This window comes from Collinsella tanakaei, from assembly GCF_021531055.1.
Taxonomy (GTDB): domain Bacteria; phylum Actinomycetota; class Coriobacteriia; order Coriobacteriales; family Coriobacteriaceae; genus Collinsella; species Collinsella tanakaei_B.
Map to the genome: position 1 here is coordinate 38951 of NZ_JADYTL010000003.1, position 25594 is coordinate 64544.

Annotated in this window: 23 protein-coding genes and 1 pseudogene; 6 read left to right on the forward strand and 18 right to left on the reverse strand. The window is 59.5% G+C overall.

Annotated features, from left to right (window positions below):
* Positions 1–72: 72 nt before the first annotated feature.
* From I6E04_RS03800 to I6E04_RS03810, 3 genes are all read left to right on the forward strand, one after another.
* Positions 73–1107, forward strand: coding sequence for an ABC transporter substrate-binding protein (locus I6E04_RS03800; RefSeq protein ID WP_235421842.1), 1035 nt, complete (start codon positions 73–75; stop codon positions 1105–1107).
* 575 nt (positions 1108–1682) lie between these two features.
* Positions 1683–2612 carry an ABC transporter permease gene (locus tag I6E04_RS03805; protein ID WP_235421843.1) on the forward strand — a complete coding sequence of 310 codons (930 nt, stop codon included), beginning with the start codon at positions 1683–1685 and terminating at the stop codon, positions 2610–2612.
* A 3-nt stretch (positions 2613–2615) separates the two neighbouring features.
* Positions 2616–3410: an ABC transporter ATP-binding protein gene (locus I6E04_RS03810; protein WP_235421844.1), complete on the forward strand. Its 795-nt coding sequence runs from the start codon at positions 2616–2618 to the stop codon at positions 3408–3410.
* Between the two features lie 129 nt (positions 3411–3539).
* Here I6E04_RS03810 and I6E04_RS03815 read toward each other — a convergent pair whose 3' ends face one another.
* Positions 3540–4673 carry an aldo/keto reductase gene (locus I6E04_RS03815; protein WP_235421845.1) on the reverse strand — a complete coding sequence of 378 codons (1134 nt, stop codon included), beginning with the start codon at positions 4671–4673 and terminating at the stop codon, positions 3540–3542.
* A 158-nt stretch (positions 4674–4831) separates the two neighbouring features.
* On the opposite strand from I6E04_RS03815, the gene I6E04_RS03820 reads away from it, so the two are divergent.
* On the forward strand, positions 4832–5608 hold the full coding sequence (locus tag I6E04_RS03820) for a mechanosensitive ion channel family protein (protein WP_235421846.1): 777 nt from the start codon (positions 4832–4834) through the stop codon (positions 5606–5608).
* A 73-nt stretch (positions 5609–5681) separates the two neighbouring features.
* Here the strand turns inward: I6E04_RS03820 and I6E04_RS09935 are convergent.
* The 3 genes and pseudogenes from I6E04_RS09935 to hcp all read right to left on the reverse strand — a co-directional run bounded on the left by I6E04_RS09935 (position 5682) and on the right by hcp (position 10178).
* A pseudogene (locus tag I6E04_RS09935) lies at positions 5682–7255 on the reverse strand (helicase HerA-like domain-containing protein).
* A gap of 211 nt (positions 7256–7466) precedes the next feature.
* The gene (locus tag I6E04_RS03835) at positions 7467–8432 is read right to left on the reverse strand and encodes a hypothetical protein (RefSeq protein ID WP_235421847.1); all 966 of its coding nucleotides are present in this window, start codon (positions 8430–8432) and stop codon (positions 7467–7469) included.
* Between the two features lie 168 nt (positions 8433–8600).
* On the reverse strand, positions 8601–10178 hold the full coding sequence (gene hcp, locus I6E04_RS03840) for a hydroxylamine reductase (RefSeq protein WP_235421848.1): 1578 nt from the start codon (positions 10176–10178) through the stop codon (positions 8601–8603).
* Between the two features lie 115 nt (positions 10179–10293).
* On the opposite strand from hcp, the gene I6E04_RS03845 reads away from it, so the two are divergent.
* Positions 10294–10947 carry a Crp/Fnr family transcriptional regulator gene (locus tag I6E04_RS03845; RefSeq protein ID WP_235421849.1) on the forward strand — a complete coding sequence of 218 codons (654 nt, stop codon included), beginning with the start codon at positions 10294–10296 and terminating at the stop codon, positions 10945–10947.
* Between the two features lie 65 nt (positions 10948–11012).
* On the opposite strand, the gene I6E04_RS03850 is transcribed toward I6E04_RS03845, so the two are convergent.
* The 10 genes from I6E04_RS03850 to I6E04_RS03895 all read right to left on the reverse strand — a co-directional run bounded on the left by I6E04_RS03850 (position 11013) and on the right by I6E04_RS03895 (position 20490).
* Positions 11013–11582: an NAD(P)H-dependent oxidoreductase gene (locus I6E04_RS03850; protein WP_235421850.1), complete on the reverse strand. Its 570-nt coding sequence runs from the start codon at positions 11580–11582 to the stop codon at positions 11013–11015.
* Between the two features lie 202 nt (positions 11583–11784).
* Positions 11785–12177 (reverse strand): hypothetical protein, encoded by a 393-nt coding sequence (locus tag I6E04_RS03855; protein WP_235421851.1) that lies wholly within the window; start codon positions 12175–12177, stop codon positions 11785–11787.
* Between the two features lie 90 nt (positions 12178–12267).
* A complete protein-coding gene (locus I6E04_RS03860) occupies positions 12268–13086 on the reverse strand; it encodes a hypothetical protein (RefSeq protein ID WP_235421852.1) in 819 nt (272 codons plus the stop codon).
* Positions 13087–13139: 53 nt separating this feature from the next.
* Positions 13140–14462, reverse strand: a complete 1323-nt coding sequence (locus I6E04_RS03865; RefSeq protein ID WP_235421853.1) for a hypothetical protein — start codon at positions 14460–14462, stop codon at positions 13140–13142.
* Positions 14463–14626: 164 nt separating this feature from the next.
* Positions 14627–14977, reverse strand: coding sequence for a DUF4339 domain-containing protein (locus tag I6E04_RS03870; protein WP_235421854.1), 351 nt, complete (start codon positions 14975–14977; stop codon positions 14627–14629).
* Positions 14978–14987: 10 nt separating this feature from the next.
* Complete coding sequence (locus I6E04_RS03875; protein ID WP_235421855.1) at positions 14988–16373, reverse strand: SPFH domain-containing protein; 1386 nt, start codon at positions 16371–16373, stop codon at positions 14988–14990.
* Between the two features lie 81 nt (positions 16374–16454).
* A complete protein-coding gene (locus I6E04_RS03880) occupies positions 16455–17690 on the reverse strand; it encodes a zinc ribbon domain-containing protein (RefSeq protein WP_235421856.1) in 1236 nt (411 codons plus the stop codon).
* A gap of 8 nt (positions 17691–17698) precedes the next feature.
* Positions 17699–17893 (reverse strand): hypothetical protein, encoded by a 195-nt coding sequence (locus tag I6E04_RS03885; RefSeq protein ID WP_235421857.1) that lies wholly within the window; start codon positions 17891–17893, stop codon positions 17699–17701.
* Between the two features lie 121 nt (positions 17894–18014).
* Positions 18015–18584 carry a zinc-ribbon domain-containing protein gene (locus tag I6E04_RS03890; RefSeq protein WP_235421858.1) on the reverse strand — a complete coding sequence of 190 codons (570 nt, stop codon included), beginning with the start codon at positions 18582–18584 and terminating at the stop codon, positions 18015–18017.
* Between the two features lie 13 nt (positions 18585–18597).
* The gene (locus tag I6E04_RS03895; protein ID WP_235421859.1) at positions 18598–20490 is read right to left on the reverse strand and encodes a DUF4839 domain-containing protein; all 1893 of its coding nucleotides are present in this window, start codon (positions 20488–20490) and stop codon (positions 18598–18600) included.
* Positions 20491–20572: 82 nt separating this feature from the next.
* Here I6E04_RS03895 and I6E04_RS03900 point away from each other — a divergent pair, with 82 nt between their 5' ends.
* Positions 20573–20788, forward strand: a complete 216-nt coding sequence (locus tag I6E04_RS03900) for a helix-turn-helix domain-containing protein (protein ID WP_235421860.1) — start codon at positions 20573–20575, stop codon at positions 20786–20788.
* A 2-nt stretch (positions 20789–20790) separates the two neighbouring features.
* Here I6E04_RS03900 and I6E04_RS03905 read toward each other — a convergent pair whose 3' ends face one another.
* The 4 genes from I6E04_RS03905 to I6E04_RS03920 form a co-directional block, all read right to left on the reverse strand.
* A complete protein-coding gene (locus I6E04_RS03905; protein ID WP_235421861.1) occupies positions 20791–21888 on the reverse strand; it encodes a DUF6591 domain-containing protein in 1098 nt (365 codons plus the stop codon).
* Between the two features lie 30 nt (positions 21889–21918).
* Entirely contained in the window at positions 21919–22473 is a 555-nt protein-coding gene (locus tag I6E04_RS03910) for a hypothetical protein (RefSeq protein ID WP_235421862.1), read from the reverse strand.
* A 12-nt stretch (positions 22474–22485) separates the two neighbouring features.
* Positions 22486–23334 carry a hypothetical protein gene (locus I6E04_RS03915; RefSeq protein ID WP_235421863.1) on the reverse strand — a complete coding sequence of 283 codons (849 nt, stop codon included), beginning with the start codon at positions 23332–23334 and terminating at the stop codon, positions 22486–22488.
* A 477-nt stretch (positions 23335–23811) separates the two neighbouring features.
* The gene (locus I6E04_RS03920) at positions 23812–25593 is read right to left on the reverse strand and encodes a serine/threonine-protein kinase (RefSeq protein ID WP_235421864.1); all 1782 of its coding nucleotides are present in this window, start codon (positions 25591–25593) and stop codon (positions 23812–23814) included.
* Between the last annotated feature and the right edge of the window lies 1 nt (position 25594).

A 25594-nucleotide genomic window follows, 5' to 3' on the forward strand; every position in this document is an offset into this window, starting at 1 on the left:
TACCCCACGCGCCGACACACGGACCGGCGCGACCAACCCATGCTCGACCGCATGGACCGAGGAGGAACCACCATGAATCCCACCACGTTTTCCCGCCGCTCGTTCGCCAAGGGCTTCGCCGGCATGGGCGCCATCGCGCTCACCGGCGCGCTCGGCCTGTCCGGCTGCGGCGGCGACTCCGCCGGCAACGGTTCGGCCGCGCCTTCCGGTGACGGCACCACCTACAAGATCGGCGTGCTGCAGCTGACCGAGCACACCGCACTCGACGCAGCCAACGCCGGCTTCGTCAAGGCGCTCGACGATTCGGGCATCTCCTACGAGATCGAGCAGCAGAACGCGCAGAACGACCAGTCCGCCTGCCAGACCATCGCGCAGACCCTGGTCAACGACGGCTGCGACCTGATCTTGGCGATCGCGACCCCGGCGGCGCAGGCCGTCGCGGGCGCCACGAGCGACATCCCCATCGTGGGCACCGCCATCACCGACTTCGCCGCCTCCGGCCTCGTCGAGGACAACGACGCACCCGGTGGCAACCTCACCGGCACCTCGGACATGAACCCGGTCGCCGATCAGATGGACCTGCTGCAGCAGCTGCTCCCCGACGCCAAGACCGTCGGTCTGCTCTACTGCACCGCCGAGTCCAACTCCGACATCCAGATCGCCATGGCCGAGGAGGAACTCGACGCGCTGGGCATCGCGCACGAGCGTTACACCGTGTCCTCCTCCAACGAGATCCAGCAGGTCGTCGAGTCCATGGTCGGCTCGGTCGACGCGATCTACACCCCGACGGACAACACCATCGCCGCCGGTATGACCACCGTCGCCATGGTGGCCAACGAGGCTGGCGTGCCCACCATCTGCGGTGAGGTCGGCATGGTGGAGAACGGCGGCCTGGCGAGCGTCTCGATCAACTACGAGGAGCTCGGCTACCGCGCGGGCGAGATGGCCATCGAGATCCTGACCGAAGGTGCCGATCCCGCCGAGATGGCGATCGGCACGATGACCGCCGACGAGTGCGACCTCGTCTACAACCAGGCGACCGCCGACGAGGTCGGCGTGGACGTCTCGATGCTCGCCGAGGAGGGCGGCACCGACGTGAGCGCGTAAGGCGCACGCCAGCACACGCAACCGATGAGGCGGCCGGGACCATCGCGTCCCGGCCGCTTTTTCAAAGCGACAAGTTTGTACCTGGCACCATCTTGTCGCCCGACAAGATGGTGCCAGGTACAAACTTGTCGGCAGGGGCTCTGTGCTGACAGCCGGGACTCTGTACTGACAGCGGAGGCTCTCTACTGACAGCAGGGACTCTGTACTGACAACTCGAACTCTGTACTGACAGCCAAAACTCACTACTGACAGAAATCGGCCGAAATGCCCTGTTCGTGTCAATTGAGAGTTTTCACTGTCAGTACAGAGTTCCTGCTACCAGCGCGGGTTCCTGCTGCCAACACTCAACCCCGCTATCAGCGCGAACCCCCAACCGTCGGCAAACGCCCCACCGGCCGGCACGACCACCCTGCCGCCTCCCCCCGTCGTTTCAGGAGGGTTACACGGGCCACGTGCCCCAACCCATCTCTGCATAAAGTGGTACACTTCCGCGATGTATCTGCATCGTTTATGCGATGAACCCCGACGGGCGTGCTCGCCGGGGTTCATTTGGCTCACATAGGGGAGGAAGCGTTATGGGGCTCGCTCTGCTTGGCGCCGTATCTCAGGGTATCCTCTGGGGCATCATGGTCCTCGGCGTGTTCATCACGTATAAACTGCTCGACATCGCCGATCTGACGGTCGACGGCAGCTTCGCGCTCGGCGGCAGCGTGTGCGCGGTGCTCGTCGTGGGCGGGATGGATCCGCTGATGGCGATTCTTCTCGCCATGATCGCCGGCATGGTCGCCGGCGCCGTGACGGGCTTTTTGCACACCGTGTTCGAGATTCCCGCGATCCTCGCCGGCATCCTCACGCAGATCGGCCTTTGGTCCATCAACCTGCGTATCATGGGTAAGTCCAACACCCCGCTGCTCAAGAACGACACCATCTTCTCCCAGGTCACCGACGCGACCGGCCTGTCCGCCAACGGCGGCGCCATCATCGTCGGCCTCATCGTAGCGGTGCTGATCATCGTCGCCCTGTACTGGTTCTTCGGCACCGAGATCGGCTCGGCCTGCCGCGCCACCGGCAACAACGAGGCCATGGTGCGCGCCCTCGGCGTCAACACCAAGATCACCAAGATGATCGCCCTCATCCTGTCCAACGGCCTCGTCGGCCTGTCGGGCGGCCTCATCTGCGAGAGCCAAAAGTACGCCGATATCGGCATGGGCACCGGCGCCATCGTCATCGGCCTTGCCGCCATCGTCATCGGCGAGGTGCTGTGGCGCATCCTGCCCGGCGCCAAGCTGCATGCCTTCGGTGGCCGTCTCGCCTCCGCCGTCGTGGGCTCGGTGGTCTACTTCCTCATCCGCGCCATCGTGCTCCAGCTAGGCATGGACGCCAACGACATGAAGCTGCTGTCGGCGATCATCGTGGCTCTTGCCCTGTGCATCCCCGTCGTGTGGGAAAAGTACCAGCTCAAGCGTTCCTACACCCGCGCATCGCGCCCGGAAGGGGGTCGATAGACCATGCTTAAGGTCACCGATGTCTGCAAGACCTTCAACGCCGGCACCATCAACGAGAAGCGTGCCCTCGTCAACGTGAACCTGCATCTGGCTCCCGGCGACTTCGTGACCGTCATCGGCGGCAACGGCGCCGGCAAGTCCACGCTCATGAACATGGTCGCGGGCGTGTACCCCATCGACTCCGGCGTGATCGAGCTCGACGGCAAGGACATCTCGCTGCTCTCCGAGCCCGCGCGCGCCAAGTACCTGGGCCGCGTGTTCCAAGATCCCATGATGGGTACGGCCGCCGACATGCAGATCGTGGAGAACCTCGCCATGGCCAAGCGTCGCGGCAAGGCCCGCACGCTTGCCTGGGGCGTCACGAAGGCCGAGAAGGACGAGTACGCCGAGCGTTTGCGCGAGCTGGGGCTGGGGCTCGAGAAGCGCCTAACCAGCAAGGTGGGCCTGCTGTCCGGCGGCCAGCGCCAGGCGCTGACGCTGCTCATGGCCACGCTCACCGAGCCCAAGCTGCTGCTGCTCGACGAGCACACCGCCGCCCTCGATCCCAAGACGGCCGCCAAGGTCCTCGAGCTCACCGAGCAGATCGTCGGCGAGCACCATCTGACCACCCTCATGGTCACCCACAACATGAACGACGCCATCCGCTTGGGCAACCGCCTGATCATGATGCACGAGGGTCGTATCATCTACGACGTGGCGGGCGAGGAAAAGCGCGCGCTCACCGTGGCCGACCTGCTACAGAAGTTCGAGGAGGTCTCGGGCGGCGAGCTCGCCAACGACCGCATGCTGCTCAGCTAGAACATGCGCCCGGGCGCCCCCCGACGTCAAATAACCCCAGGGGTTTTTCTACATAGAGGAGCCAGATCGGCTCCTCTATGTAGAAAAACCCCTGGGGTTATTTGACGTCGGGGGGCGCCTAGCGCGATATCACGCGAAGGCTGCGGCGCAGGTGCGCAGCGCATCGATGATGTGGATGTGCTGCGGGCACGCCGCCTCGCACTGACCGCACGCGATGCAAGCGTCCGCTCCGCCCGCGCCCTCGGCGCCGACGGCGGCCTCGTAGTCCTTCTTCGCGTGCTCGTCGAGACCCCAGACGGTCTGCTTGTTCCGCGCGGCGAAGATGCACGGGATGGGGATATGCATCGGGCAGCCGTCCGTGCAGTAGCGGCACGCCGTGCAAGGGATGGACTCCATGTCGGCGAACGCATCCTGCGCGGCGCGGATCACCTGCTGCTCCTCGGCGCTCAACGGCTCGAAGGCGCGCATGAACGAAAGGTTGTCATCGATCTGCTCGAGGTTGGACATGCCGGAGAGCACCGTGATGACCCCATCGAGTGAGGCGGCGTAGCGGATCGCCCACGAGGCGAAGGACGCCTCGGGCTTCGCCGCACGCAGGAGCTCCTGCACCCGCGGGATCGGATTGGCAAGCATGCCGCCCTTGACCGGCTCCATGATCACCACGGGCTTGCCGTGTTTGCGGGCGATCTCGTAGACGGTGCGCGACGCGACCTCGGGGTGCTCCCAGTCGGCATAATTGATCTGCAGCTGGACGAACTCCGCATCCGGATGCTTGGTGAGCAGCTCATCGAGTAGCGCCGGGGTGCCGTGGAACGAAAAGCCCCAGTGGCGGATCGTGCCGGCCTCCTTTTGCTCGCGCACGAAATCCCACAGGCCGAACTCGTCGTACTTGCCGATGTTGCTCTCCTGCACCGCATGGAGCAGGTAGTAGTCGAAGTATCCGGCGCCCGTGCGCTCCAGACTCGTGGTGAGCTGCTGCCGTGCATCGGCGGCGGACTCGGCGACGCGCGCGTTGACCTTCGTGGCGATGGTGAAGCGGTCGCGGGGGTAGCGGTCGACGAGCGCCTCCTTGAGCGCGCGCTCCGAACCGCCGTTGTCGTAGACGTACGCGGTGTCGAAATACGTCATCCCCGCGTCCATGAATCGATCGACCATGGCCTTGACCTGCTCGATGTCAAACGAACCGTCCTCGAACTTCGGCAGGCGCATGAAGCCGAAGCCGAGCTTGGGCGTCGATGCCCCCAGATAGCGCTCCTGATCCATATCGCTCCCCTCCTCATGCGCCGCCCGCAGGCCGCGCCAACGACATACGACCAAGTATATTCCCCATTTCGATATAGCCGTGCGTCCCATTTCGCCATGGCCGTGCGCGACGGGTATGATAGACGCAACGACACGACCGCACGAAACGGATACAGGACATGCCCGAATCGATACTCGCGATACTCAAGATGCAGATCGTCCAGCAGATCTTTTGGACCATCGTGCTCGGTGCCGCGACCATCGCGGTGTCGCGCGTGACGACGCGCGCTCTACGTCACCTGCTCAACAAGGACCGCAATCCCCTCCCCTCGTCGAGCATCATCGTGAACATCGTCCGCGCGACGATCTGGGCGGTCGGTGCGAGCATCATCCTCGACACCGTCTACAACCAGAACTCCAACGCCATCATCACCGCGCTCGGCGTCGGCGGTATCGCCGTCTCGCTCGGCTTCCAGGACACGCTGTCCAACCTTATCGGCGGCCTGCAGATGGCGTTCATGGGCATCATCAAGCCCGGCGACAACATCCAAGTGGACAGCCAGATCGGCGTGGTGCAGGACATCTCCTGGCGCCACACGACCATCCGCGATCCGCTCGGGCAGACGGTCATCATCCCCAACTCGGTGATCTCCAAGACGGCGCTCGTGCACCTGCTGCCCGCGAACCGCGTCGTGGTGCCGTTCGCCATACCGCGCTACCGCGACGACGGCACCGATATCAGTACTTCCCTCGACGCATTGTCCGACCGGATCATCGGCATCTCGTGCGATGCCGCGGGATCCGTCTCCCCCGTCATCGGCGAACCGAGCATCTTCTTCTCCGAGATCACCGAACTGGGCATCAAGGGCAAGGTCATCATACAGGTGGAGGATGTCCCGCTCGTCGCGAAGGCAGCCGACGCGGTCGTGCGCGCCATCGCGAAACTCCTCGACTGACGGCATCTCTCGCAAAATAACCCCAGGGGTTTTTCGACACATGTAAAATAACCCCAGGGGTTTTTCGACATGCCTAGTGGCGGCGACCGCCAAACAGATTGCGGGTGATCTGGCGAGTCGCCTCGCGGCCGAAGGTGCCCAGGATGGAATTGGCCAGCTTGCCGATTCCCTTCATCATCTGCTCCTGCCGCTTCTCGCGAGCGCGAGCCGCACGCTCGGCTGCCTTCTGGGCCTCTCGCTCCGCCTTGGCGGCAGCCCTCTCGGCCTCTTTGGCCTTCTTGGCCTCGAACTCGGCCTTTTCCTTTTCGAGCGCCTCGCGTTCGGCAGCGAGCTTGTCGGCTTCGGCCTCCTCCTCGGCGACCTCCTCGAGCTGCTCGAAGGCGCTCTCGCGATCCACGGCCTCGCCGTACTTCTTCATGAGGTCGGCCTGACCGTCGAACGCAGCCTTAAGATCGGTCTCGGGCGCTGCGGCCATCAGGCACTGCGGCGGCAGAATCTTGGCGCGCTCGACGATCTCGGGCTGGCCGTCCTCGTTCAAGAACGAAACGAGCGCCTCGCCGGTGCCGAGCTCCAGGATCACATCTTCGCTCTTGAACGCAGGGTTCTCGCGGAAGGACTCAGCGGCGGCGCGCACGGCCTTCTGCTCGGCCGGCGTGTAGGCGCGCAGGCCGTGCTGGATGCGGTTGGAGAGCTGCGCCAACACTTCATCAGGGATGTCGCTCGGCGACTGCGTGATGAAGTACACGCCCACGCCCTTGGAACGGATGAGCTTGAGCACCTGCACGATCTTATCGAGCAGCTCACTCGGCATGTCGTTGAACAGCAGGTGCGCCTCGTCGAAGAAGAACACGAACTTGGGCTTGTCGAGGTCGCCCTCCTCCGGCAGGGTGTCGAACAGCTCGGAGAGCATCCACAGCAGGAACATCGCGTAGATCTGCGGGCTCTGGATGAGCTTGGCGGCGTTCAGGATGTTCACGTAGCCCTGGCCGTTCGGCGCGCACGCGAACCAGTCGTCGAGGTCGATGTCGGGCTCACCGAAGAAGATCTCGCCCCCTCGTCCTCGATCGAGATGAGCTTGCGCAGGATGGCCCCCACGGACTGGCTCGAGACCTTGCCGTAGGTGGTCTCGTACTCCTTCGCGTGCTCGGCCACGTAATTGAGCATCGAGCGCAGATCCATGAGGTCGATCAGCAGCAGCTGCTTGTCATCGGCGATGCGGAAGACGATATCGAGCACACCCTCCTGTACCTCACTGAGCCCGAGCAGGCGCGCGAGCATCGTGGGGCCCATGTCCGAGACGGTGATGCGCACCGGAATGCCCTAGCCGCCCGTCATGTCTCACACGCGCGTGGGGCAGCCCTCATAGGTGAAGCCCTCGAGGCCGAACTTCTTGATGCGCTTCTGCATGTCCTCGGCGTCCTCGCCCGGTGCGCACATACCGGTGATGTCGCCCTTGACGTCAGCCATGAAGACCGGGACGCCCGCCTTGGAAAAGCCCTCGGCCATGACCTTGAGCGTGACGGTCTTGCCCGTACCGGACGCGCCGGCGATCAGACCGTGGCGGTTGGCCTGGTTGAGCAGCAGGTTCACGTGGTTGCAATCGGGCTCGGCACCCACGCCCATCCAGATGGCGTTATCTTGCAGCATGGTTGCTCCTTATCGCATGGGGCCCTGCGGGCAAAGCCTCCGACCCGAAACATAACCGCTGATAACGATAACAATAGGAGTGCTTAGGGCGCCATGCGCACCGCATGTCTCAACGGATAGTTCATGCCATGCCAGCGGGGATTCGCCGCCATGCGCCCGACGGAAGGCACATGGCGGCGCGATCGCTCCTTGCCGGGGTTAATCACCCCGGTTATTCGTCGCGCGGCGCACGCTTGGGCAAACTCTGGCGCATCGCCTGGATATCGGCGCGGCTCACCTTCAGACGCTGGGCACGCGACGAGATCATGCGACGCGGCGCATCGACGTTGATGCCCAGCAGCAGATTCGCCATCCAGAGGAAGAACAGAAGCACCAGTATCGGGATGATGCACGACGTGACGATCATCACGGCAACGCCTTCGATCAGGCGATTCACCTGTGAGAGCATCTCGTCGGCAACACCCGTCGCAGCGTCGGCGATTTTCTCGGGAATGCTGATGATGAAGTCGATCGGGCTGCCGCCCTCTTCGGTGCCTTCCTCAGCTTCCGCCTCGGCCTCGACCCCCTCCACGCTCTCTGTCGCATAGGAGATCTCGTAGGTCTGATCGATCATGTTGGTCACCGCAACGCCCGCCGGAACCGTCACCCACAGCACGAGCGACAGCACCAGAAGCTTGCGCGCCACCAGGGCAAATGACCCGCTCAAGGTCGAGCGGCAATACAGCACGAGCGAGATGACGAAGCACGCCAGAGCAGCGGGGATCAAAATGCCAAAGGCTGCGAAGCCGAAGACGGTCAGCAAGTATTTCTCGAGATAGATGACGGCGAGGACGAGCATGAGGTTCGTGCTCAGGTCCATGAGCTTGTCGGCGATAGGCGTTCCGACATCGTCAGGGATAGCGGTGATGGCTGCCGAGGCGCCGGTCGACGCAGCGACCATGCCGAGCACGTTGTTCTTCTTGTCATCAAGCGTTGCGATGGATGTGGCGTAGGTATCCGGAGAGGAGAACATCGCGCGCAGGGGAAACGCCGACACAAGGCCGAGCACGACCAGCAGGCCGATGATAAAGAAGCGGAAACGCATGATCGTGTCCATCGGACCGGGGGTGTCGTCGGCTTCGTATATCACCTGCGCCTCTTCGGGCACGTCGGCGGTTTGAATCTCCTTGCGCTGCATATGCATCCCCTCTCATAGGTTGCCTTGTATATCTTATGCCAAGAGCGAACCACGGAGCGAAACGGGCGCGGACTCAGACCGCCCGTCTCTTCGCGCTGTAGGGTGAAGCGGATGGACCGCCTCACCCCGCAGCGAGCCGGATGCGCAATGCACAGCCGAGACGCGCCGCTACCGCCGCAAATCTTCTTCAGGCGTGGAGATCGGCGCAATGCCGAATTGCTTGACCAGGTAGTCAAGAACGCCGGGCGACACGAATGCGGGCAGCGTGGGACCGAGCTTGATGTCGCGAATCCCCAGGTACAGCAGCGTCAGCAGGATGCAGACGGCCTTCTGCTCGTACCAGGACAGGATGATGGAGAGCGGAAGCTCGTTCACCTCGCATTCGAGCGCCTCTGCAAGCACTATGGCGACGCGGATCGCACTGTACGCATCGTTGCACTGCCCCATATCCATCAGGCGGGGCAAGCCGGCAACGGTCCCCAGGTCCAGATCGTTGAAGCGGTACTTTCCACACGCCAGCGTGAGCACCACGCTGTCGGCCGGCGTCCGCTCCACCAGCTCCGTGTAGTAGTTACGCCCCGGGCGCGCGCCGTCGCACCCGCCGATCAGGTAGAAGTGCCCGATCTTGCCCGACTTGACGGCATCCACCACGTGATCGGCCACCGCCAGCACGGTGCCGTGGGCAAAGCCGGTCGTCACCGTGGTTCCGCCGTTGATACCGGTGAACTGCCGATCTTCCGCATATCCTCCCAGCTCGAGCGCGCGGCGGATGACGGGAGCATAGTCGCGCTCCTCGCCGATATGCACCAAGCCGGGATAGGCAACGACCTCGGTGGTGAACACGCGGTCGGCATAGCTCGCGCGCGGCGGCATCAGGCAGTTGGTGGTGAAGAGCACAGGCGCCGGGATATCGACGAACTCCTTCTGCTGGTTTTGCCAAGCGGTGCCAAAGTTGCCCTTGAGATGCGGGTACTTCTTGAGCTCGGGATACCCGTGCGCCGGCAGCATCTCGCCGTGCGTGTACACGTTCACACCCGTACCCGCCGTCTGCTCGAGCAGCTCGTGGAGGACGAACAGGTCGTGTCCCGACACGACGATGAACGGACCCTTTTCGACTAGCAGCGGCACCGTGGTGGGCACCGGCGTGCCATAGGCGCCCGTATTGGCAAGGTCGAGCATCTCCATGCACACGAGGTTCTTCTCGCCCACCTCGAGTGCGAGCGACAGCAGCTCGTCGGCGTTCAGATCCTCGCCAAGCGCGCGAAGGGCACGCAGAAAGAAACGGTCAAGCTCGTCCTTCTCGTAGCCAAGCACCCAGGCATGATAGGCATAGGCTGCCATGCCGCGGATGCCGAACAGGACGAGCGACTTCAGTGAACGGATATCCTCGTCGGCCGTCCAGATCCCGGCCATGTCGTAGTCGGCGCCCGCAGCCCCTACGTCGCCCGCAGCCGCCGCGTCGCGCTCGGCGTGGACGCAGTCGATCAGCTCGCGCAGCACCTCCGCGTCAAAGTTGACGTTCGTCACCGTCGCGAACAGGCTCTCCAGCACGAGCCGAGCCCTGCCCGGACGCTCCCGCGCACCGTCCGCAGCGCGCGCCAAGCCGATAAGCGCGCCGGTCAGCTCGTCTTGCAGGCGAGCGACGTCCGCCGTCTTACCGCACACGCCCGCGCGACCGACACAGGCGCTACAACCGGCGGTCTGCTCGCACTGAAAGCAGAACATCGGGGTTTCCCTTGTCTTCATTGAGCCCTCCTTGCTCTTGGCAGGCGGTCGCGTAGCTTTTGCGACCGCACGTCGCCTAGGTATATCGCCGAGGGGTCCGTGGGTATGTTGTTGTGACAACGGATTGGAGAAACCGATGAATTGCGCATCCCTTACACATCACGCGATCTTCGACGGCATCACCGCCGACGAAATCGAGGCGATGCTCCCTTGCCTTGAAGCACACACGCGGACGTACGACAAGGGGGAGGCCATCCTGCGCGCCGGAGACGAGGTGCGCTATCTGGGGCTTGTCCTTGAGGGAAGCGTCAATATCGTCGCCACGTACTACTGGGGCGCCAGCGACATCTTCGTCCACGTGGCTCCGGGGCAGATCTTCGGCGAGGCATACGCCGTCAGCCCGCAGCAGAAAATGCTGGTCGATGCCGTGGCGGCGCAGCCCACCACCGTGCTGTTCCTCAACGCGGAAAAGCTCCTCACCGTCTGCGGGCGCTCGTGCGCACAGCACCATCGCCTCATCCAGAACCTCGTGCGGATCTCGGCGCTCAAGAACCTCGCCCTCTCGCGCCGCATCATGCACACGGCTGCAAAGACGATCCGCGGGCGCGTCATGTCCTACCTGTCTGAGCAGGCGATCGAGCACCGATCCAGCAGCTTTGCGATCCCTTTTTCGCGCCAGGAACTCGCCAACTACCTGGGCGTCGACCGCAGCGCCCTGTCGGCGGAGCTCTCGCGCATGCGGCGCGACGGCCTGATCGCGTTTCGCAAGAACCACTTTGAGCTGCTGTAAAAGGCGAGTGGACGCGTCATGCGGCGCACCCGACGCAAGCGGCGTCGCTCGACGCGCACCCCGCGCTACTTTCCGGCGAGCTTATCCAAAAACGCTGCCCGTTCCTCGGGCGTGGACAGGTCCATGCCGCCGAAGTTCTCCCACGTGCCATGGCCAATGCCGAGCTGCCACAGCGTGCCGTCGATGAACATGCGCTGGATGGCGTCGCCGGTCTGCTCGCGGATGAACGCGGTGGGGTTCGAGGACGCCGTGTAGATCTCGGCAGATTCGATGTAGGTGAGCGTGCCCTTGAGACCTGCGCCCGTGGCCTCCCATGAGAAACCGGCGAGCATGACCTTATCGAGCCAGCCTTTGAGCATGGCGGGCATGTCGTTCCACCAGATGGGGAAGATGAACACCAGACGGTTCGCGCCGGCAACGATCTGCTGATAGCGTGTCACGAGTGGGTCGAGCGCGGTGCCGGCGTTGTAGACCGCGAGCTCGTCGCGCGAGAGCACGGGATCAAAACCGTCGGCGTGCAGGTCGATGACCTCGTACGGCACGCCCTCGTGCTCATACCGGTCGCACAGCGCCTCGAGCATGGCGTGGCAGAAACTCTGCTCGTACGGATGGCAGTAGACAATCAGGGTGTGCATGGCGGCCTCCTGCTGGACGTTGTGACATACGAGCCGCAGTATATCGCGAACGCAACGGCGCCATGCTCGGCTAACGAGCTCGAAACAGCTCGAGGAAGCGCTACGATACTCCAGCTCCTCTTTCATTTCGGCACGCTATTCGCCCTTCATTCCATGCTACGATCGCGCTGAGGAGTCCTGAAGGAAATGTGCCTGCTGGCGGCTAGATCGTCGGCTGATTTCGCCGCGGCCCCGATAGCGTATCATGGGCCAACGCCACTTTCCCTATATTGCAGTGAGGCAAGCGCACCTCAACGGCAGCAACTGCACCGGTAGGTAGATAATCTGTAGCAACTGAAATAAGCTCCGCATCAACCTCAATGGGAACAGAACCATCTATCGTCGCGACATAGCGCTTAGTGGTAATAGGGTTTTCCCAGTTCAGGATATTCCCAGACTCGGTCAACGCTAGCACTTGAGTAAAGTTGTAGTCATATACAGCAAGCCGGGCAACCGGAACTATTTCTTCGCGAATAGAGTCGTCAGTAATCGCCGTATGGTCTTCTGTCAGCAAGTTCTTAAGAATAAAAACGCTGATACTGACAGAAGCAGGCATAAAATCAAGATAGTAAAGACGCTGATCGGATTCTTCTTTATTGCTTTTTCAGTTTCACGAAAACGCCTCCAGATACAGCAATATGTCAAATCAATCATTGCCTTCAAGCCAGCCCGTCTTCTCCGCATTATACGAACTGTCGGCATCGAGCGCCGTGATGAGGGAAGCTTCGAGCGACTCGAGCTTGCCGGCAGCACATGGATACAGGAACACATACACGTGCTGTCCGTACTTCACATCGGCGTACACATCGACATTGCCCTTGCCGATGATATCGTCATGGATGCTCTTGAACATATCATCCGACTTGCCGACATAGATACCTTTGAATTTGTGGTAGTTCCCCTTCTTCACAGCGGAAGGATAGGTCACTATGGCATAGCAGCCATAATAGGCGAAGATCCCCTCGCCGTCCTGAACGGAAAGCCCGCTTTGCATCCTCCATGTTTTCATGAAGTCCTCGACAGAGAGCTTGTTTCCCGCTCCATCGAGCAACGCTCGCCGAGCCTCGGTTCGGGCTTTTTGCTGAGCGCGTTCATCGATGGCACCGCGCACGGCGTCCCCAACCGCTTTTCCTCGTTGGACAACCATGTCGCCCGCGCCTTTCGCAGCGCGCACCACGCTATCACCGGCTTCGTTGACGGCATCGGGCGCCTTATCGCGAACGACCGCTGCGACACGATTGGCAACCGGAGCGACATTGGGAATCATGTTGACCATCTGACGAGCGAGCGGCGTGAACTTTGTTGCCTTCTCAAACACGGCGGCGAATTTCCCCTTGTTCGCCATGTTCGCAACGGCTTCGACGATGTCGATCACCGCTTGCGCTGCATCGCGGTAGTCATTTGCCTCCCGCGCGGTCGAGTAGTTCGATTGTGCAGCGGTAAAATCGCTCGGCTTCCGTCCCACCGTGACCCCTCCGAATCTGTCGACAGGCCGATTAACTCACTCTCGCCGAAGGCCTACTTCTTCCTTTTCCAAGGCAGCGCCTCGGCGATCTTGCCAAGGTCGACGCTTCCCAAGGCTTCGGCAATCTGCTGCCCACCGGCAACGGCACCCGATGCAGCGGCCGCAAAGCCCTCGCCCATCGCATCCCCCAGCTTGCCGGCGCCGTCCATAACGACACCGCCCAACTGGTTCGCCCCGTCCATGGCAGCTCCGCCCAAATCGCCCGCGCCTTTTGCGATATCCTTCGCTACATCGGCCGCTGCTTCGCCGGCGAGAGCTCCCCAATTACGGGCACGCTCGATTTCATGCTCATCGATTTCGATATCGAGATACTCCGCGAACCGAGAGAGCCTGCTGGCGACAGTCGTTGCCGAACTAAGCGCACTGTCAACCGCGAACGGATGCAGCAGCTTCTGCTCACGAAGCCGAGCGGCGGCATCGTCGATGCTCTCCCGGAAAACGACGATCCCGTCCTTGATCTTGTGCAACCTGAGCTTGCGAGCCTCCGTGATGCCCAATCGATGCTGCTCCAACACCTCCGGAAGCTCAGCATATGCACGCTCGAGTTCGAGTACCGAGAATCTATCGCGCGTCTGAACGGCGCGCGCGATGACCGTCAGCCAGGCGTCTACCTCTGAGCCAGCCGGCTTGAGCAGATCGTCGATCTCCTCGGCACTCTTTGCAGCGACAAGCTTATCCGACAAACCCTTGAGCTTCAGCAATGCATATCCCAAAGCCTGTGTCGTCGTCTTCGCGCAAGGGGACAGCTTCGACCATGCCGTCTCGTTGAGTACCCCCGTTTTCTTCCAAATCGCTTCGGCCTCGTCGATTTCCAGCGCGACTCCGATAAGATCCGATACGGAACGATCCTTTTGGTCCTGGAGCAGCTCGTCGACCTTCTTGTCGATAGAGGCGAGATAGTCGGTGATTTCCTGAATCGCCTGCTCGAGCGCAGCCTGCGCCATAACGCCCGCAACCCCCGTTGCCATGGCAGGAGAAAAGAGCTGGCTTGGAGTCGTGAACTCCAGCCACTTGACGATTCGACCGTTCGCACCTTGTGCGACACCCTTCTGAAGAGCACCTGCCTTCCCATATTGCTTGAGAAGCTGACTTGATTCCTTCGTCAGCTTGACCCATCGCCCAGATCCCTGAGCAAGCTCTCCCGCCGCCTGCGCTGCATTGGCACCGACTTTCAGAGCCTTCGTGGTGAACTCGCGAGATGTGATGCCCCGTTCATCGAGCCATTGTTTGATCTCGCCCGGCTCGCCCAGAAAGAGCAGACCCGATTCGTCCTTGATGACCGATATCGCTTGCGTTGAAGTATCGGGACGGCTCATTCGACGCTCCAAACTCGTAGAAGGATGATTCTTCCGATCCGCTTAAGTCTACCGCAGGTGCAGATAGGAGTACCGTGCGGAGAACGCATATCAAGGTCGTTCGGCCACGCGCAACCCCGCCCGCATCATCCGATCGACGCGGGCGGAGCTTTTCTTCCTTTGAGCTACCCCTCCGGCACGGGCGGCGGAGTTAGCGCCACGAGCCGTAGCACTTCCGGCACATCCTCGGCGAGCTTCCAGTCGGACATACCGGGTTTCCAGACGTAGGTCTCCTTGGTCACGCGCTTTGCAGCAATCAGGCGCGAGAGCCCGGCGAGGGAAAGCGGCCTGGTCGCCGAACCGTCAAGAACCGCATACCAAACCGGCTGCTCGCCGGGCAGCATGGCATTATCGGCGCCCGGCGTCACCGTGCTCTGGAGTCCGATATTCATCGAGTTCGCCATCTGGGTTGCCACGGCCATGCTCAAACCGAACTCCACCAGACGGTCGATAGAGTAGAAGCTGTTCTCGTCCATACCTCTCTCCTTACGCAGTCGGCGGGATAGGCGGCATGTCGGCGGGCGTGCTGCCACCGAAAACGGAAGCGAGCTCATCCACGTCTCCCGCGCGGCGCCATTCGGCCATGCCGGGTTTCCATACAAGACTATCGGCACCAAACGTGCCTGCCGACAGCATCTGAGACAGCACCGGAATGGCAAACGGACCGGTAGCGGCGCCGTTCACCGCAACGTGATAGCCAACCTGCGGAACCGGAGGAGGCACGACACCCGGCGCAGATGTAGTACCAGCCTGCCCAAGCCCTCCCATCATGCCGTTCATCATGCCCGCGACGTTTTGACCCACAGCGCCTCCGACGGCCATGCCGGCCATCATCGCGGCAGGATCGAATCCACCAGCGCCACCGGCACCACCCATCTCGGTTGCACCGTTCGCGCCCATCTGGCCGAGCGCTTGAGCACCTGCAATGCCAACTTCAGCCTGCTTCTCCACCTGGAACGCGGAGAAGTTCGTGCTCTCCGTGGCCAAGCGCTGCATGCGCTGCGCCTCTTCGCGCTGAATGCGCAGGGTTTCCTCGAGGTTCTCGGCATTGATTCGCTGCTGATCATGCAGGTTCTTGATGTTCACATTGGTTTGCGCCTGGACGGTCCGCTGCTCGACATCACGCGTGACGGACATAAGCTGACGGTATCCCTCACTCGTCTTATCGATTTCGAGCGCCGAGATATCGATGCCCGATACCTCGATACCGAAGTTATCACTCATGCGCTCGACGACTTGCGGCGCCACCGCGTCATGGATCTGCGAGATGCCGCGCTCGATTTGCACAACAGGGATACCGAGGTCGGAAGGAGCATTCGCGACCGCTGCCTTAATGTAACGGCAGATCGCATCGCGAACCTGAAGCTTGAACCGATCAAGGTCGAATTCATCCAGACGGTGCAGCTTGATGAACTGGCGGTAATCCTTGATGCGGAACGTGAGCGTGCCACGAACCGCTACCGGCACACCGAAATCGAGGAAGCGTGGGTCGTAAACATCGAAGAACGGCACGCCGAACCGCGCCTGGATGACATGGGCGAGGTTGATGAAGTAAACCTCCGCCTGGAACGGCGTGCCGCCCTCATACGCAAGCCCGACGACGCTGGCGAGCACGGGCAGGTTCGCGGTTTTCAGGATCTCGTCGTACGGACCCTCGATGAAGTCCTCGCACGTACCGTCCTTTTGGTGGTACACGAACACCGCAACCGACCCATCGCGCACGCGCAGGGAGGAGCCCCAGCGAATCGCATTCTCGCGACCCAGCGCATTGGCCTGCGAGCCCGCAGGACGCCATTTCCAGATCAGGTAATCCGGTTCATCGCAGCGGATTTGGTCCATAAATCCGCCTGTAGACTTGTTGAAGATGCTCATGTTATTGCTCCTTGTTATGGGTGTCTGCCCATTCACGGCGCATCGATATCGACGCGAAGCCCTATTGAAAAGCGAAGCGCGCTACTTTTGGAATCGAGAATGGTAGTAAACCGCAATGGGAACAGTCGGGTAATAAAAAGTTCCTTCGACAAACCCTCTTTTACCTCCGACCGTAACATCTTCCACGATTCCTTCCCTAACGTATAGCGCCGTTATGATGTTGATGTCATTGAGGGGGATGAGCTCCACATTGGTAAACCCTGCTTCCTCGAAGCGATGTTTCACCGTTATTCTGTCCTTTTCATCTGGCCAACCACTGGAAATCGGCATGATGATTTTTCCCTCCGCCATCGCTTTGGCGATTTTGTCCCTCTCTTCTCTCAGCTCCTCTGCCTCTTTTTCGTCTCGTTTTGCCTGAGACGCAAACCAGGGCAGCTCTATTGCCGCAACAACCGCACCCAAGTAGATAAACGATGCATTTGCGTGTGCATAATCCACCATTTTCCCCAAGGCAAACGCCGTAAGCACGAGGGCCACGGAGCATACGATTCCATATATGCTTCGCCCCCGGTTAACGGATGCGGGTATTGCAGCCAACAAGATCACAATGGCAATGATCTGCAAGATACTCGAGTTTTTGCCTTCGATAGCAGAATACGCTGCAATTGTAAGGAGAACAATTGCGACATAGAGACCGATTGTTCGGAGAAATGCTTTTCTGGCAGCTACAGACTGAAACCTTTTCTCGCGATCGTCAATCGCATCCCGTATTGAATGATAAAGGCTCTCGAGCTTCTGATTATCACTATCGGATAGAAGCAACCGTCCTTTTTGATAAGCCTGCTCACCCTTGGCAAGCCAGGCGTCAATGAGCCTATTTGTTCGAATATCATCGATGCTTTTCGCGTTCTCAAGCGCGCTATTGATATTCGATTGGGCAAGCATCATAAAGTCGAATATATCGCCCTTGCTATTTGGAATAACAAAGTTCTTGATCAATACCTGCTGGCTAATCGCAATGGCGGCAGAGGAGGAATCCGAATGCGCAACTTCGACAAGAGCCTTGGTAAAGTCACTCAATGATGCCGATCGCTCAGAATCCCTCAATTCATAGCCGCACGCCGGACAATATGCTGTGAAAGAACCGAGCATTTCGCCGCATGCAGGACATTTCACAACCGAGCCTTGATACGTTTCCCTAGGACTATCACTGCCGGCGCCGGTGATCTCAACAGGAGACCCGCACTTCACGCAGAACTTTGCCTGGCAATCTATCTCGCTTCCGCAGGCCGAACAAATATGCATATCGTCTCTCATAAATCGCCTCAGCCGTTTTCAATCTGCCGCGCAATCATGCCGCCGGTAGGCACCATGCTGTAAATGACCATTCCATTTTCAGCATGCTTCCTGCACGATATAGGGCCCACGATTAGAAGAACCACCGCTATGAATACAACCAGGATTGAATAGTAGGAGTATTTTAAGATATACCTTAATATCCAGTGAATAATATCTTTCATACTATACTCCTGCTTTCTATCCTTTACCACCGAACTGCTTACAACACCGGAAGGGGAAATCGACGTACGGTCATTCGCCACCTTTTGAAAGCGCTACATTCGTAGATACTGGCAACGAGGCTCATTCCCGCGTCATAACGAGAAGAACGTCCCGTTTTTTTCTTAGATACAGCAGCTTCGCTCGAATAATCAGCTCTTCGTCATCCATCGCCTGGCAAGCATGCTCGATCAGCTGATGGACCTTCTCAAGCCATGCCGTAGATAATTCGGCGCGCCTTTCATCATCGGAACCCTTTTTGAATGCCTCGACCTCGACGCGAGGCAGGATTGCCAAAGCATTCTCTAAAGCCTCATCGGCATCATCGGGAACGGCAAGACGATGAATGAGCTCGACCTTCATATCTGTCGACTCAACATCCTTAAGCCGATTATCCAAGTCATCTACCGAAAAGAACTCAGAAGCAGTCTCATGTGAACACTCCTGACAGCTTGACTGGAAATCATAGCCCTCCGAAGAGCATGTTTGCATGCCGTTAGGATCGCTGCCCTCGCCGAGCGTTGCTTCCCCATCGGAAACTCCCAACGCGTCCGCAGATACGCCGGCACCTTCCATTTCGACCGGGTTCCCGCAGTTCCAACAAAAGTGTGCCCCGTCTTTTACTTTCGCTCCGCATTCAGTGCAAAACGGCATATCGTCCTCCACCTCACCGATCCGACAGAGATACCGGGTCGAGCTCAACCCACTGGTTTTTGTAATCCCATTGATCAATAACCGCAGTGACTGTCACTTCCGATCCGTTACGGAGCCCTTCGCCCGTATAGCCCATGTCGAACCTATTGACATCGGTAAAGTGAAACATCGGACCGACCGTCGTTTGTTTCTCCACATTCCCCGCCAAAATGAGCACATCGTAGCGTGTCTTATAGGTATCATGATTCATGATATTTCCGATGTAGGCATTGAACCGGATTGTCCTGCCTGCGTATTTGGAAACGAACTCCGACGCATCATCGGTTGATTTTGACATCAGCTTTCTAAAATCTTTCGAGTTTTTAGTCGTGATGATTTCGGTATCTTGCTTCTGACTCGACTCATTTTGAACGGAATCCGTTGAAGAGGCTGCATCTTCCGCACCAGACTCTACCGTTACCTCTATCGTTACTTCGTCATCCGAATCGAACGAGTCGTCCGCTGAAAAACTGGAGTTCGCAAACCATCCCCATCCGATTGAAACACGGCTTACGCCAAGCGCCTCATCAGATGAATCCGCTGCAACTTCCACAATGGATATATTCGTAAAGCCAGCCTTTTCGAAAGCTTCTTTAACCTCTTTCCGACTTTTCCCGATTAGTTTTTTAGCATCATCGGGTGGATACAGCTTTCCAAGTCGGTGATACACGATTACAACCTTGTCGTCCGTATAGAAATCCTCGTCCTGAGAAAATGCCTTTAATCCGTTAACGGAAACCGATTTGACTGTCCCTTCCCGATCCTTGTCGGCAACATCAAGATCTTCGTTTGCCGTCAACTCGATTCGGTCAAATCCAGCCCTACGAAATGCCGCTTCGATTTCCTTGTAAGTTTTGCCATCCATGTCGGATGATGCAAAAGGCGCCCTCACATGTTCAATTTCTTGAACATCTACTTGTTCAGAGGAGCAATGCGCAGTGAAGCGGTACTTGGATTCGCCTTTGCTGCTGAATGAAACCATTCCGTCTACCGACGAATCCTCTTCGTTTTCGAGTTTAAGACGATGGTCGCCTCGCTCGAGATTCACTTCGTATTCCCCTGTTTCGCCATGCTCAAGAGCGGCTACATACTCCCCGTCGATATAGACATCTAAATCGTAAGTATTAAATAGCCAGTTCTCATCGCACTCGATTGATATGGTAATCGGTTCGCCCTTCTCGGCTTTTTTCTCATCTTCTTGACCGCCATCCTCGCTCTTTCGTTCTGCGGCATTGCTATCGTCGTTGACCGAATTGATATCCTGCCTCGCAGGAATCGAAGACATGCTATGGGCGCCCGACGAATCCGACGCCTCCTCACGGGGGAACAGGACAATGGCGCCGACCAAGACGATTAAAACCGCGCCAAAAAGAACTGTCATCCCCGCAACACGAGAAGTATTTCCAGTGTGCTCAAGGCGTTTACTGGTTTTAATCCCAGAATCACCTTGATCCTCATCGCCGCATACGAAAGAGGAATCGCACTGCTCGCTCATATCTTCATTGGACGATTCCTCAAACTCAATCGCAAGATCGAGGTCTTCAGATTCAGCATCCCCTGCGCCTTTTATTTCTGCGAGTCTTCTTTCCAATGAAGCGATTTCCGAATTAACCTCAGCGAGTTCCTGCTTAGCAAAACGTATTCTATCGTCCTGCTCTTTCTTCCTCGCCTCATCAGCAACATGCGATTCCTTAACGTGCTTGGCGACGTTTTTCCCTGCTGTCGTCACCTGTGAACCGAGACCCAAGAAGCCCTGCTTAAGGTTGTCAAAGCTCTTCTTTGCCGTCTCTTCATCTATGCCCGACATTTCAACAAACTCTTGTTTGGCATTATCGAGCTGAGAACGCAGGTTATCAAAAAGCCCCATCATTCCCCCAGAGCAAGGTCGCAGTCCCTACATGCTCTCTACAGAGAGCACTTCCTCATCTTACCGCACGTATGCTTGCAGCATGGACAACGTGCGCGAAAAGCGAGCCCTCGGCTCCAGCATCCAAGCCGCTCGCGCCGAACGCGGCATCTCGCAGCGGCAACTCGCCCTCATGACAGGGACGAGCCGCTCCTATCTCTGGAAGATCGAGATGGGAGCGGCTGACGTCGGCATCGATGTCCTTATCCGCATCGCCAAGGCACTTGATGTGCCCGTGCGCGAACTTATCGATTTCTAGGGCTACTGCGTTACTTCCAAGAGCTTTTGATTGATGCGTGTCTGGACCTCGAGAAGATAGGCCTGATCCTCGGCAGACAAGCTGTCTTCATCAATTGACTCGAGCGCTTCCATAGTATCGGAGTATTGCGTCATCATGTCCCCGTACTTCGCAACAAGCTCCAGAGACGTCGGGTCTTCGTTATACTCCTCCATGAATTCGACGTACTCATCAAAGAACGCTTCGTATTCGTCCATAGTTGCTTTGAAGTCACCCGTAGAACCATCCACGGCTTCCGATTCACCGTCTCCCGCAGTGCTCTCGGACGACGTATTCCCGCCATCATCACTCTGTTCGGTAGCTTCATCAGACTTGTCAGATTCCGACTTATCCACAATCTCTACGGGCGCAAACACTCCCTCAACGTCGAAGTCATTGCCGTAAAATGCACCGCGGACGTCAGAATAATCGGAATAGACGTCAGAGTGTCCATCGGACCAAGCCTCGTACACATCGCTGTGTGCATCCGACCATGCGTCATATGCATCGCCGCTTGCATCCGACCATTCATCATAGGGAACGCTATCGTAAGCATCTGCTATGATACCATCGTAGTATACGTCGTATGCTTCATCGAATGCATCCTCATATATTGCGTCGTAATAGTCATCGAATGCATCGTCATAGATTGCGTCGTAGAAATCTTCTGTCGCCCTATCCCAATTTCGGTCTTCGCTCAGATCAACATTATCGACAACCGCTTGATAGTATTCACGTCCGTACTTGACAGCACGCTCAGCAAGACCTTCGGTTTCACTTACTGCCAAGTCATACCAGTCCTGCAGGCGATCTGCATTCGCCAGATAATCATCAAACGTATCACCTACTTCAGAAAAGACCTTCTCCTGCTCATCGAGAAGCATCTGCGAAGTGTCTGAAAAATCAGCTTGGGCTTTAGCGATTATCGACTCCAAAGGATTCGAGGAGTCTTGCTCCGTCGCTTGCGTCTGCTGGACAGTCTTATCGGTACTCTCACTGGCGTTCGACGCCTCTTGCCCGCCACAACCAGCAAGGGCAAAACACAGTACTCCAACCATTCCTGCAATAATGTGCTTTTTCATTTATCCTCCTCTACAGGTTCCATTTGCCTGTCAGACCGATTTCTTGTCTTGCCTTTTCAGCACCACCATCCACACGGCAGCGGCAACAATCACCACGCCTGCCACGATGTACACCACAGGCGCCATGCCCCACTCGTGCGTCGCGTTGGGTAGCACGCCACGATCGGTGAAGTCCCACACGATAAGACGGGAAACCGCGAGCGTGAGCACGCCGAACACCGCAGAGCCGATGGGCTTACCCAAAGCGGCGAGCAATAGCGCAAACGCAGCCAGAACCGCTACGGACCCGATGATCGGCACGAGAATGACGAATGCGTTCCCGCTTCCCATCTGTCCAATCGCCAGATAGGCGCGTGCGTACTCCAGCAACGAAAGATCGACCGCATCCGCCGCGGTGATTCCCGCTTCCTCGGCAAACCAGACATCTGGCATCTGCGCCGCAGCCTGCCGAAAGTCCTCACCAGCCGAACCCCACGGCAGGAAGAAGACCGCCAGCAACACCGCGGCAGCAACGACCATCACGATCCATGCCGCCAGCGCCTGCGAAACGCCTCCCCCGCCATCCGTCGTCCGTACGTTTTCCATCTTCCAACCTTCCTATCGACATCCATCCGTATCCGCTGCACAGGCACGTGCCGCCTGCGCGAGAAATGAAAACGCGCCGTTTCCAAAAACGAGCTCGATCGGCACGCCGTTTTCCGCCTCGGATAAAAATGCTGCGAGGGTACGCACGGCGAACGTGACACCGCCATCAGCTCCGGCATATCCGGGCGCACCGTCGGCTATCGCACCGTCATCAACCGCTCGCATCCGCCCGTTCGCCACCGTATCCGCGATATCCCATACCACCTGTTTGGCGGCAGCGCATGTGGGCGCAACCTCGTCGGAAACGAGTTCAGCAACGCGTTCGACAAGCGCCCGGCATCGCTGTCCCGAGACCGACGGCTCGCCCGCATCCGCCGCATCCGCATCGCCGCGCAACACGGCGAGCAGCCAGTCTACCGCGGTGGACAGCCCCGTGCGCACACGCTCGGCGACCTCGATATCCGTGTCCTGCACGAACGCCGCCGCTTGTACCGCACGCTCCACGCTGCGCTCCAGTGCCGCCTCCATCACCGCGAACAGGCGCTCCGTCGGCTGAGCGGCAACGGCATCCGCCAGGCACTCGAGCGCTGCCAACTTGCCATCGAACTCCGCACGTCGAGCGTGAAGCGAGCGCGCCTTCGCGCGCACGGTCCGATCGAGTGCATCGCCATCCTCGAGGATGTCCGACACCGCCGATTCGACCTCCGCCAGCGTGAAGCCGGCACGCTTGAGCTGGCCGACGAGATAGAACATGTACAGGTCGCCCTCGTCGAAACGCGAGTACCCGGGCTTGGATACCGCCGGCTCCCAAAAGCCCAGGCCACCGCTTTTGGTGTTGTGATAGCACAGGTCTTGGATCATATGCCGGCTCAGCCCTGTCAGTTTTTCAACCTGCGATCGTTCCCACATCGTCGCCTCCCTCCCATCACATGCTGTACCGTCCGGTAACAGGACGGCAAGAATGCCGCGGCGGAGACGCGCATCGCCCGTCGGTTGGCGATGCGTCTGACGGTGCGGCCATCCTGCCGCACCACGGTTGTCGAGCCTGCCCATATGCAGCCCCTTCCTGGATCATCTCGGCCCAAGATCCACTCGGGCCCTTCCAGAACGGTGCTTGCGATTTTCGCGAACGATAGCGCGGCATTCCTCAGTTCCCAACTGAGGAATCCGACGGGGATTTGTGCATGGGAGGGCCGACGGGCGCACAAAAGGCCCCGCGTGGTAGCCTATCCACGCGGGGCCGGTCGGCTTCTATTCGGATTCATCACATGGTGGCAAACGAGCCGGCATTCGACCTGAAGAATCTCTCGGAAATCTATTCCGCGTACCGCATCCCCTTTACCAAGGCATGGCGTACACGTCGATGCTCTCGTATGCCGGTGAACGGTCGAGCGTCACCTCGAAGGTCAACGTCTCGCCCTCGTCCGGCAGCGTCGCATAACCCGTCTGGCCGAACACGATGGCGCCCTGGGCATCACGCAGCACGACGCACAGCGATACAGTCGAGGGGTCAAGCCACATATCGCCGCCGGCTTCCTCGAGCGTTACCTCTCCGACCACGCTGTCATTGCCGATGGAATCGGGGACGACCGCCACGTTGTCGACGGTAAACGAACTTTGCCGCTCATCGGTGCGCACGGCGTCCTGCGCTTCGGGGCGCGCGATGGTGAACTCAACGGAATCGGGCGCAGTGTCGTTGCCCGCGATGCCTCCGAAATACTGCACCTCGCCGGGGAAGATATCGCTCATGTACTGCGAGTCGACCGACACGATGCCACCCGAAGCGTCCCTGCCGGTCAGCGTCACCTTCGTGAAGGTGATCTTGAGGTCCTTGCTCGTGTTCTTGATGCCGTAGGCATAGTGGAACAGTCCGTCGGTTCCGCGCTCCCACCACGTCTCGACGAGCTCCAGCGAATCGAGCGGGTCGATGTCGGTCGCCGTCAAGGCACCGCTCCCGCCTGCCGGTACATCGTCGCCGCCGATCTTGTCCTCGACGATATCGCCCGTGCCTGAAGGAGCAGCCGTATCGCCCGCATCGTCGGTCGCCGCACCTGCGCCGGCACCCGCATCCTGCTGGACGGTTTCCGCTGCGGGCACAGACGCCCTCGTCACGATCTCGAAGATGATGATGCCCGTCGCGCACAGCGCCATGACGACGGCGAGCGCCAACAGCACATATTTGATGATGCGACGGTCGCGCGACCGGGCCTTTCGCTCGGAATCGTCCGAAGCATGCCTGTCGCCCTGCTTGACCTGCCATCGACGAGACGGCCCCATACCGGGTCGATCGCCCGCGACAGTACCGTCGGAGGCATCCTGCGGCGTGCCCGTCGAAACCCGCCCCTCCCCGACATCCGCGTTCCCCAAACAACAGCGCACCGCACACTCCAACGCCTCCGCGCTCGCAAAACGCCGACTCGGCTCGAAATCGCATGCCTGCTCGACGACCTCGCGTAGCACGTGGGGAACACGCGACTCGTCCGCAAGCTTCGCCTCGTACGCCTCGTCATCCGGGACGAGTCCTGTCAGCATGTAGCCCAGCACGCATCCGATCGCATGCACGTCGCTGCGGGCATCGGCGCGACCGAAGAACTGCTCGGGTGCGGCGAAGCCGACCGTCCCCTTATGACCGGACCGCTTCTTGCGCGGTGTATCCGACGCCATGCGCGCGATGTCCATATCGATCAGATGGGCGCCGTCAGCCGCCAACACGATGTTGCTCGGCTTGATGTCGCAGTGCACGATGTCGTGCGTATGCAGAGCGGAAGCGGCTTCGCACAGGTCGAGCACGATGCGGGCTGCCTCGGAAGCGTCCAGAGCGCCCCGCTGCTCGATACGCGTCTCGAGCGTCTCGCCGGGAACGTAGGCGTACACGACGACGAACGTATCGGGTAGCTCGTAAGTCGCCGAGATCTGGGGCAGGCGCAGGCTGTCGCAGGCGGCGAGCTTTGCCCATACCGCCCGGTCCACATCGTCGAGCGGGATCTTCTTGCGGATGAACGGACCGGAGCCGTCGAGCGTCACACGCTCCGTGACGGTCCCGCGCCTGCTCGCAAGCACGCGCTCCACATGGTAGGCCTCGTCGAGCCCTATCCCATGCATGACCCGCTCGTCATCCATC

Coding starts and splice junctions, on each gene's coding strand:
- I6E04_RS03800 (WP_235421842.1), top strand. CDS start 73: ATGAATCCCACCACGTTTTCCCGCCGCTCGTTCGCCAAGGGCTTCGCC.
- I6E04_RS03855 (WP_235421851.1), bottom strand. CDS start 12,177: ATGCCTGCTTCTGTCAGTATCAGCGTTTTTATTCTTAAGAACTTGCTG.
- I6E04_RS03920 (WP_235421864.1), bottom strand. CDS start 25,593: ATGGATGACGAGCGGGTCATGCATGGGATAGGGCTCGACGAGGCCTAC.
- I6E04_RS03815 (WP_235421845.1), bottom strand. CDS start 4,673: ATGGATCAGGAGCGCTATCTGGGGGCATCGACGCCCAAGCTCGGCTTC.
- I6E04_RS03865 (WP_235421853.1), bottom strand. CDS start 14,462: ATGAGCCGTCCCGATACTTCAACGCAAGCGATATCGGTCATCAAGGAC.
- I6E04_RS03905 (WP_235421861.1), bottom strand. CDS start 21,888: ATGAAAAAGCACATTATTGCAGGAATGGTTGGAGTACTGTGTTTTGCC.
- I6E04_RS03885 (WP_235421857.1), bottom strand. CDS start 17,893: ATGAAAGATATTATTCACTGGATATTAAGGTATATCTTAAAATACTCC.
- I6E04_RS03910 (WP_235421862.1), bottom strand. CDS start 22,473: ATGGAAAACGTACGGACGACGGATGGCGGGGGAGGCGTTTCGCAGGCG.
- I6E04_RS03880 (WP_235421856.1), bottom strand. CDS start 17,690: ATGAGAGACGATATGCATATTTGTTCGGCCTGCGGAAGCGAGATAGAT.
- I6E04_RS03890 (WP_235421858.1), bottom strand. CDS start 18,584: ATGCCGTTTTGCACTGAATGCGGAGCGAAAGTAAAAGACGGGGCACAC.
- I6E04_RS03835 (WP_235421847.1), bottom strand. CDS start 8,432: ATGCAGCGCAAGGAGATTCAAACCGCCGACGTGCCCGAAGAGGCGCAG.
- I6E04_RS03915 (WP_235421863.1), bottom strand. CDS start 23,334: ATGATCCAAGACCTGTGCTATCACAACACCAAAAGCGGTGGCCTGGGC.
- I6E04_RS03875 (WP_235421855.1), bottom strand. CDS start 16,373: ATGAGCATCTTCAACAAGTCTACAGGCGGATTTATGGACCAAATCCGC.
- I6E04_RS03810 (WP_235421844.1), top strand. CDS start 2,616: ATGCTTAAGGTCACCGATGTCTGCAAGACCTTCAACGCCGGCACCATC.
- I6E04_RS03870 (WP_235421854.1), bottom strand. CDS start 14,977: ATGGACGAGAACAGCTTCTACTCTATCGACCGTCTGGTGGAGTTCGGT.
- I6E04_RS03900 (WP_235421860.1), top strand. CDS start 20,573: ATGGACAACGTGCGCGAAAAGCGAGCCCTCGGCTCCAGCATCCAAGCC.
- hcp (WP_235421848.1), bottom strand. CDS start 10,178: ATGAAGACAAGGGAAACCCCGATGTTCTGCTTTCAGTGCGAGCAGACC.
- I6E04_RS03820 (WP_235421846.1), top strand. CDS start 4,832: ATGCCCGAATCGATACTCGCGATACTCAAGATGCAGATCGTCCAGCAG.
- I6E04_RS03805 (WP_235421843.1), top strand. CDS start 1,683: ATGGGGCTCGCTCTGCTTGGCGCCGTATCTCAGGGTATCCTCTGGGGC.
- I6E04_RS03845 (WP_235421849.1), top strand. CDS start 10,294: ATGAATTGCGCATCCCTTACACATCACGCGATCTTCGACGGCATCACC.
- I6E04_RS03895 (WP_235421859.1), bottom strand. CDS start 20,490: ATGGGGCTTTTTGATAACCTGCGTTCTCAGCTCGATAATGCCAAACAA.
- I6E04_RS03850 (WP_235421850.1), bottom strand. CDS start 11,582: ATGCACACCCTGATTGTCTACTGCCATCCGTACGAGCAGAGTTTCTGC.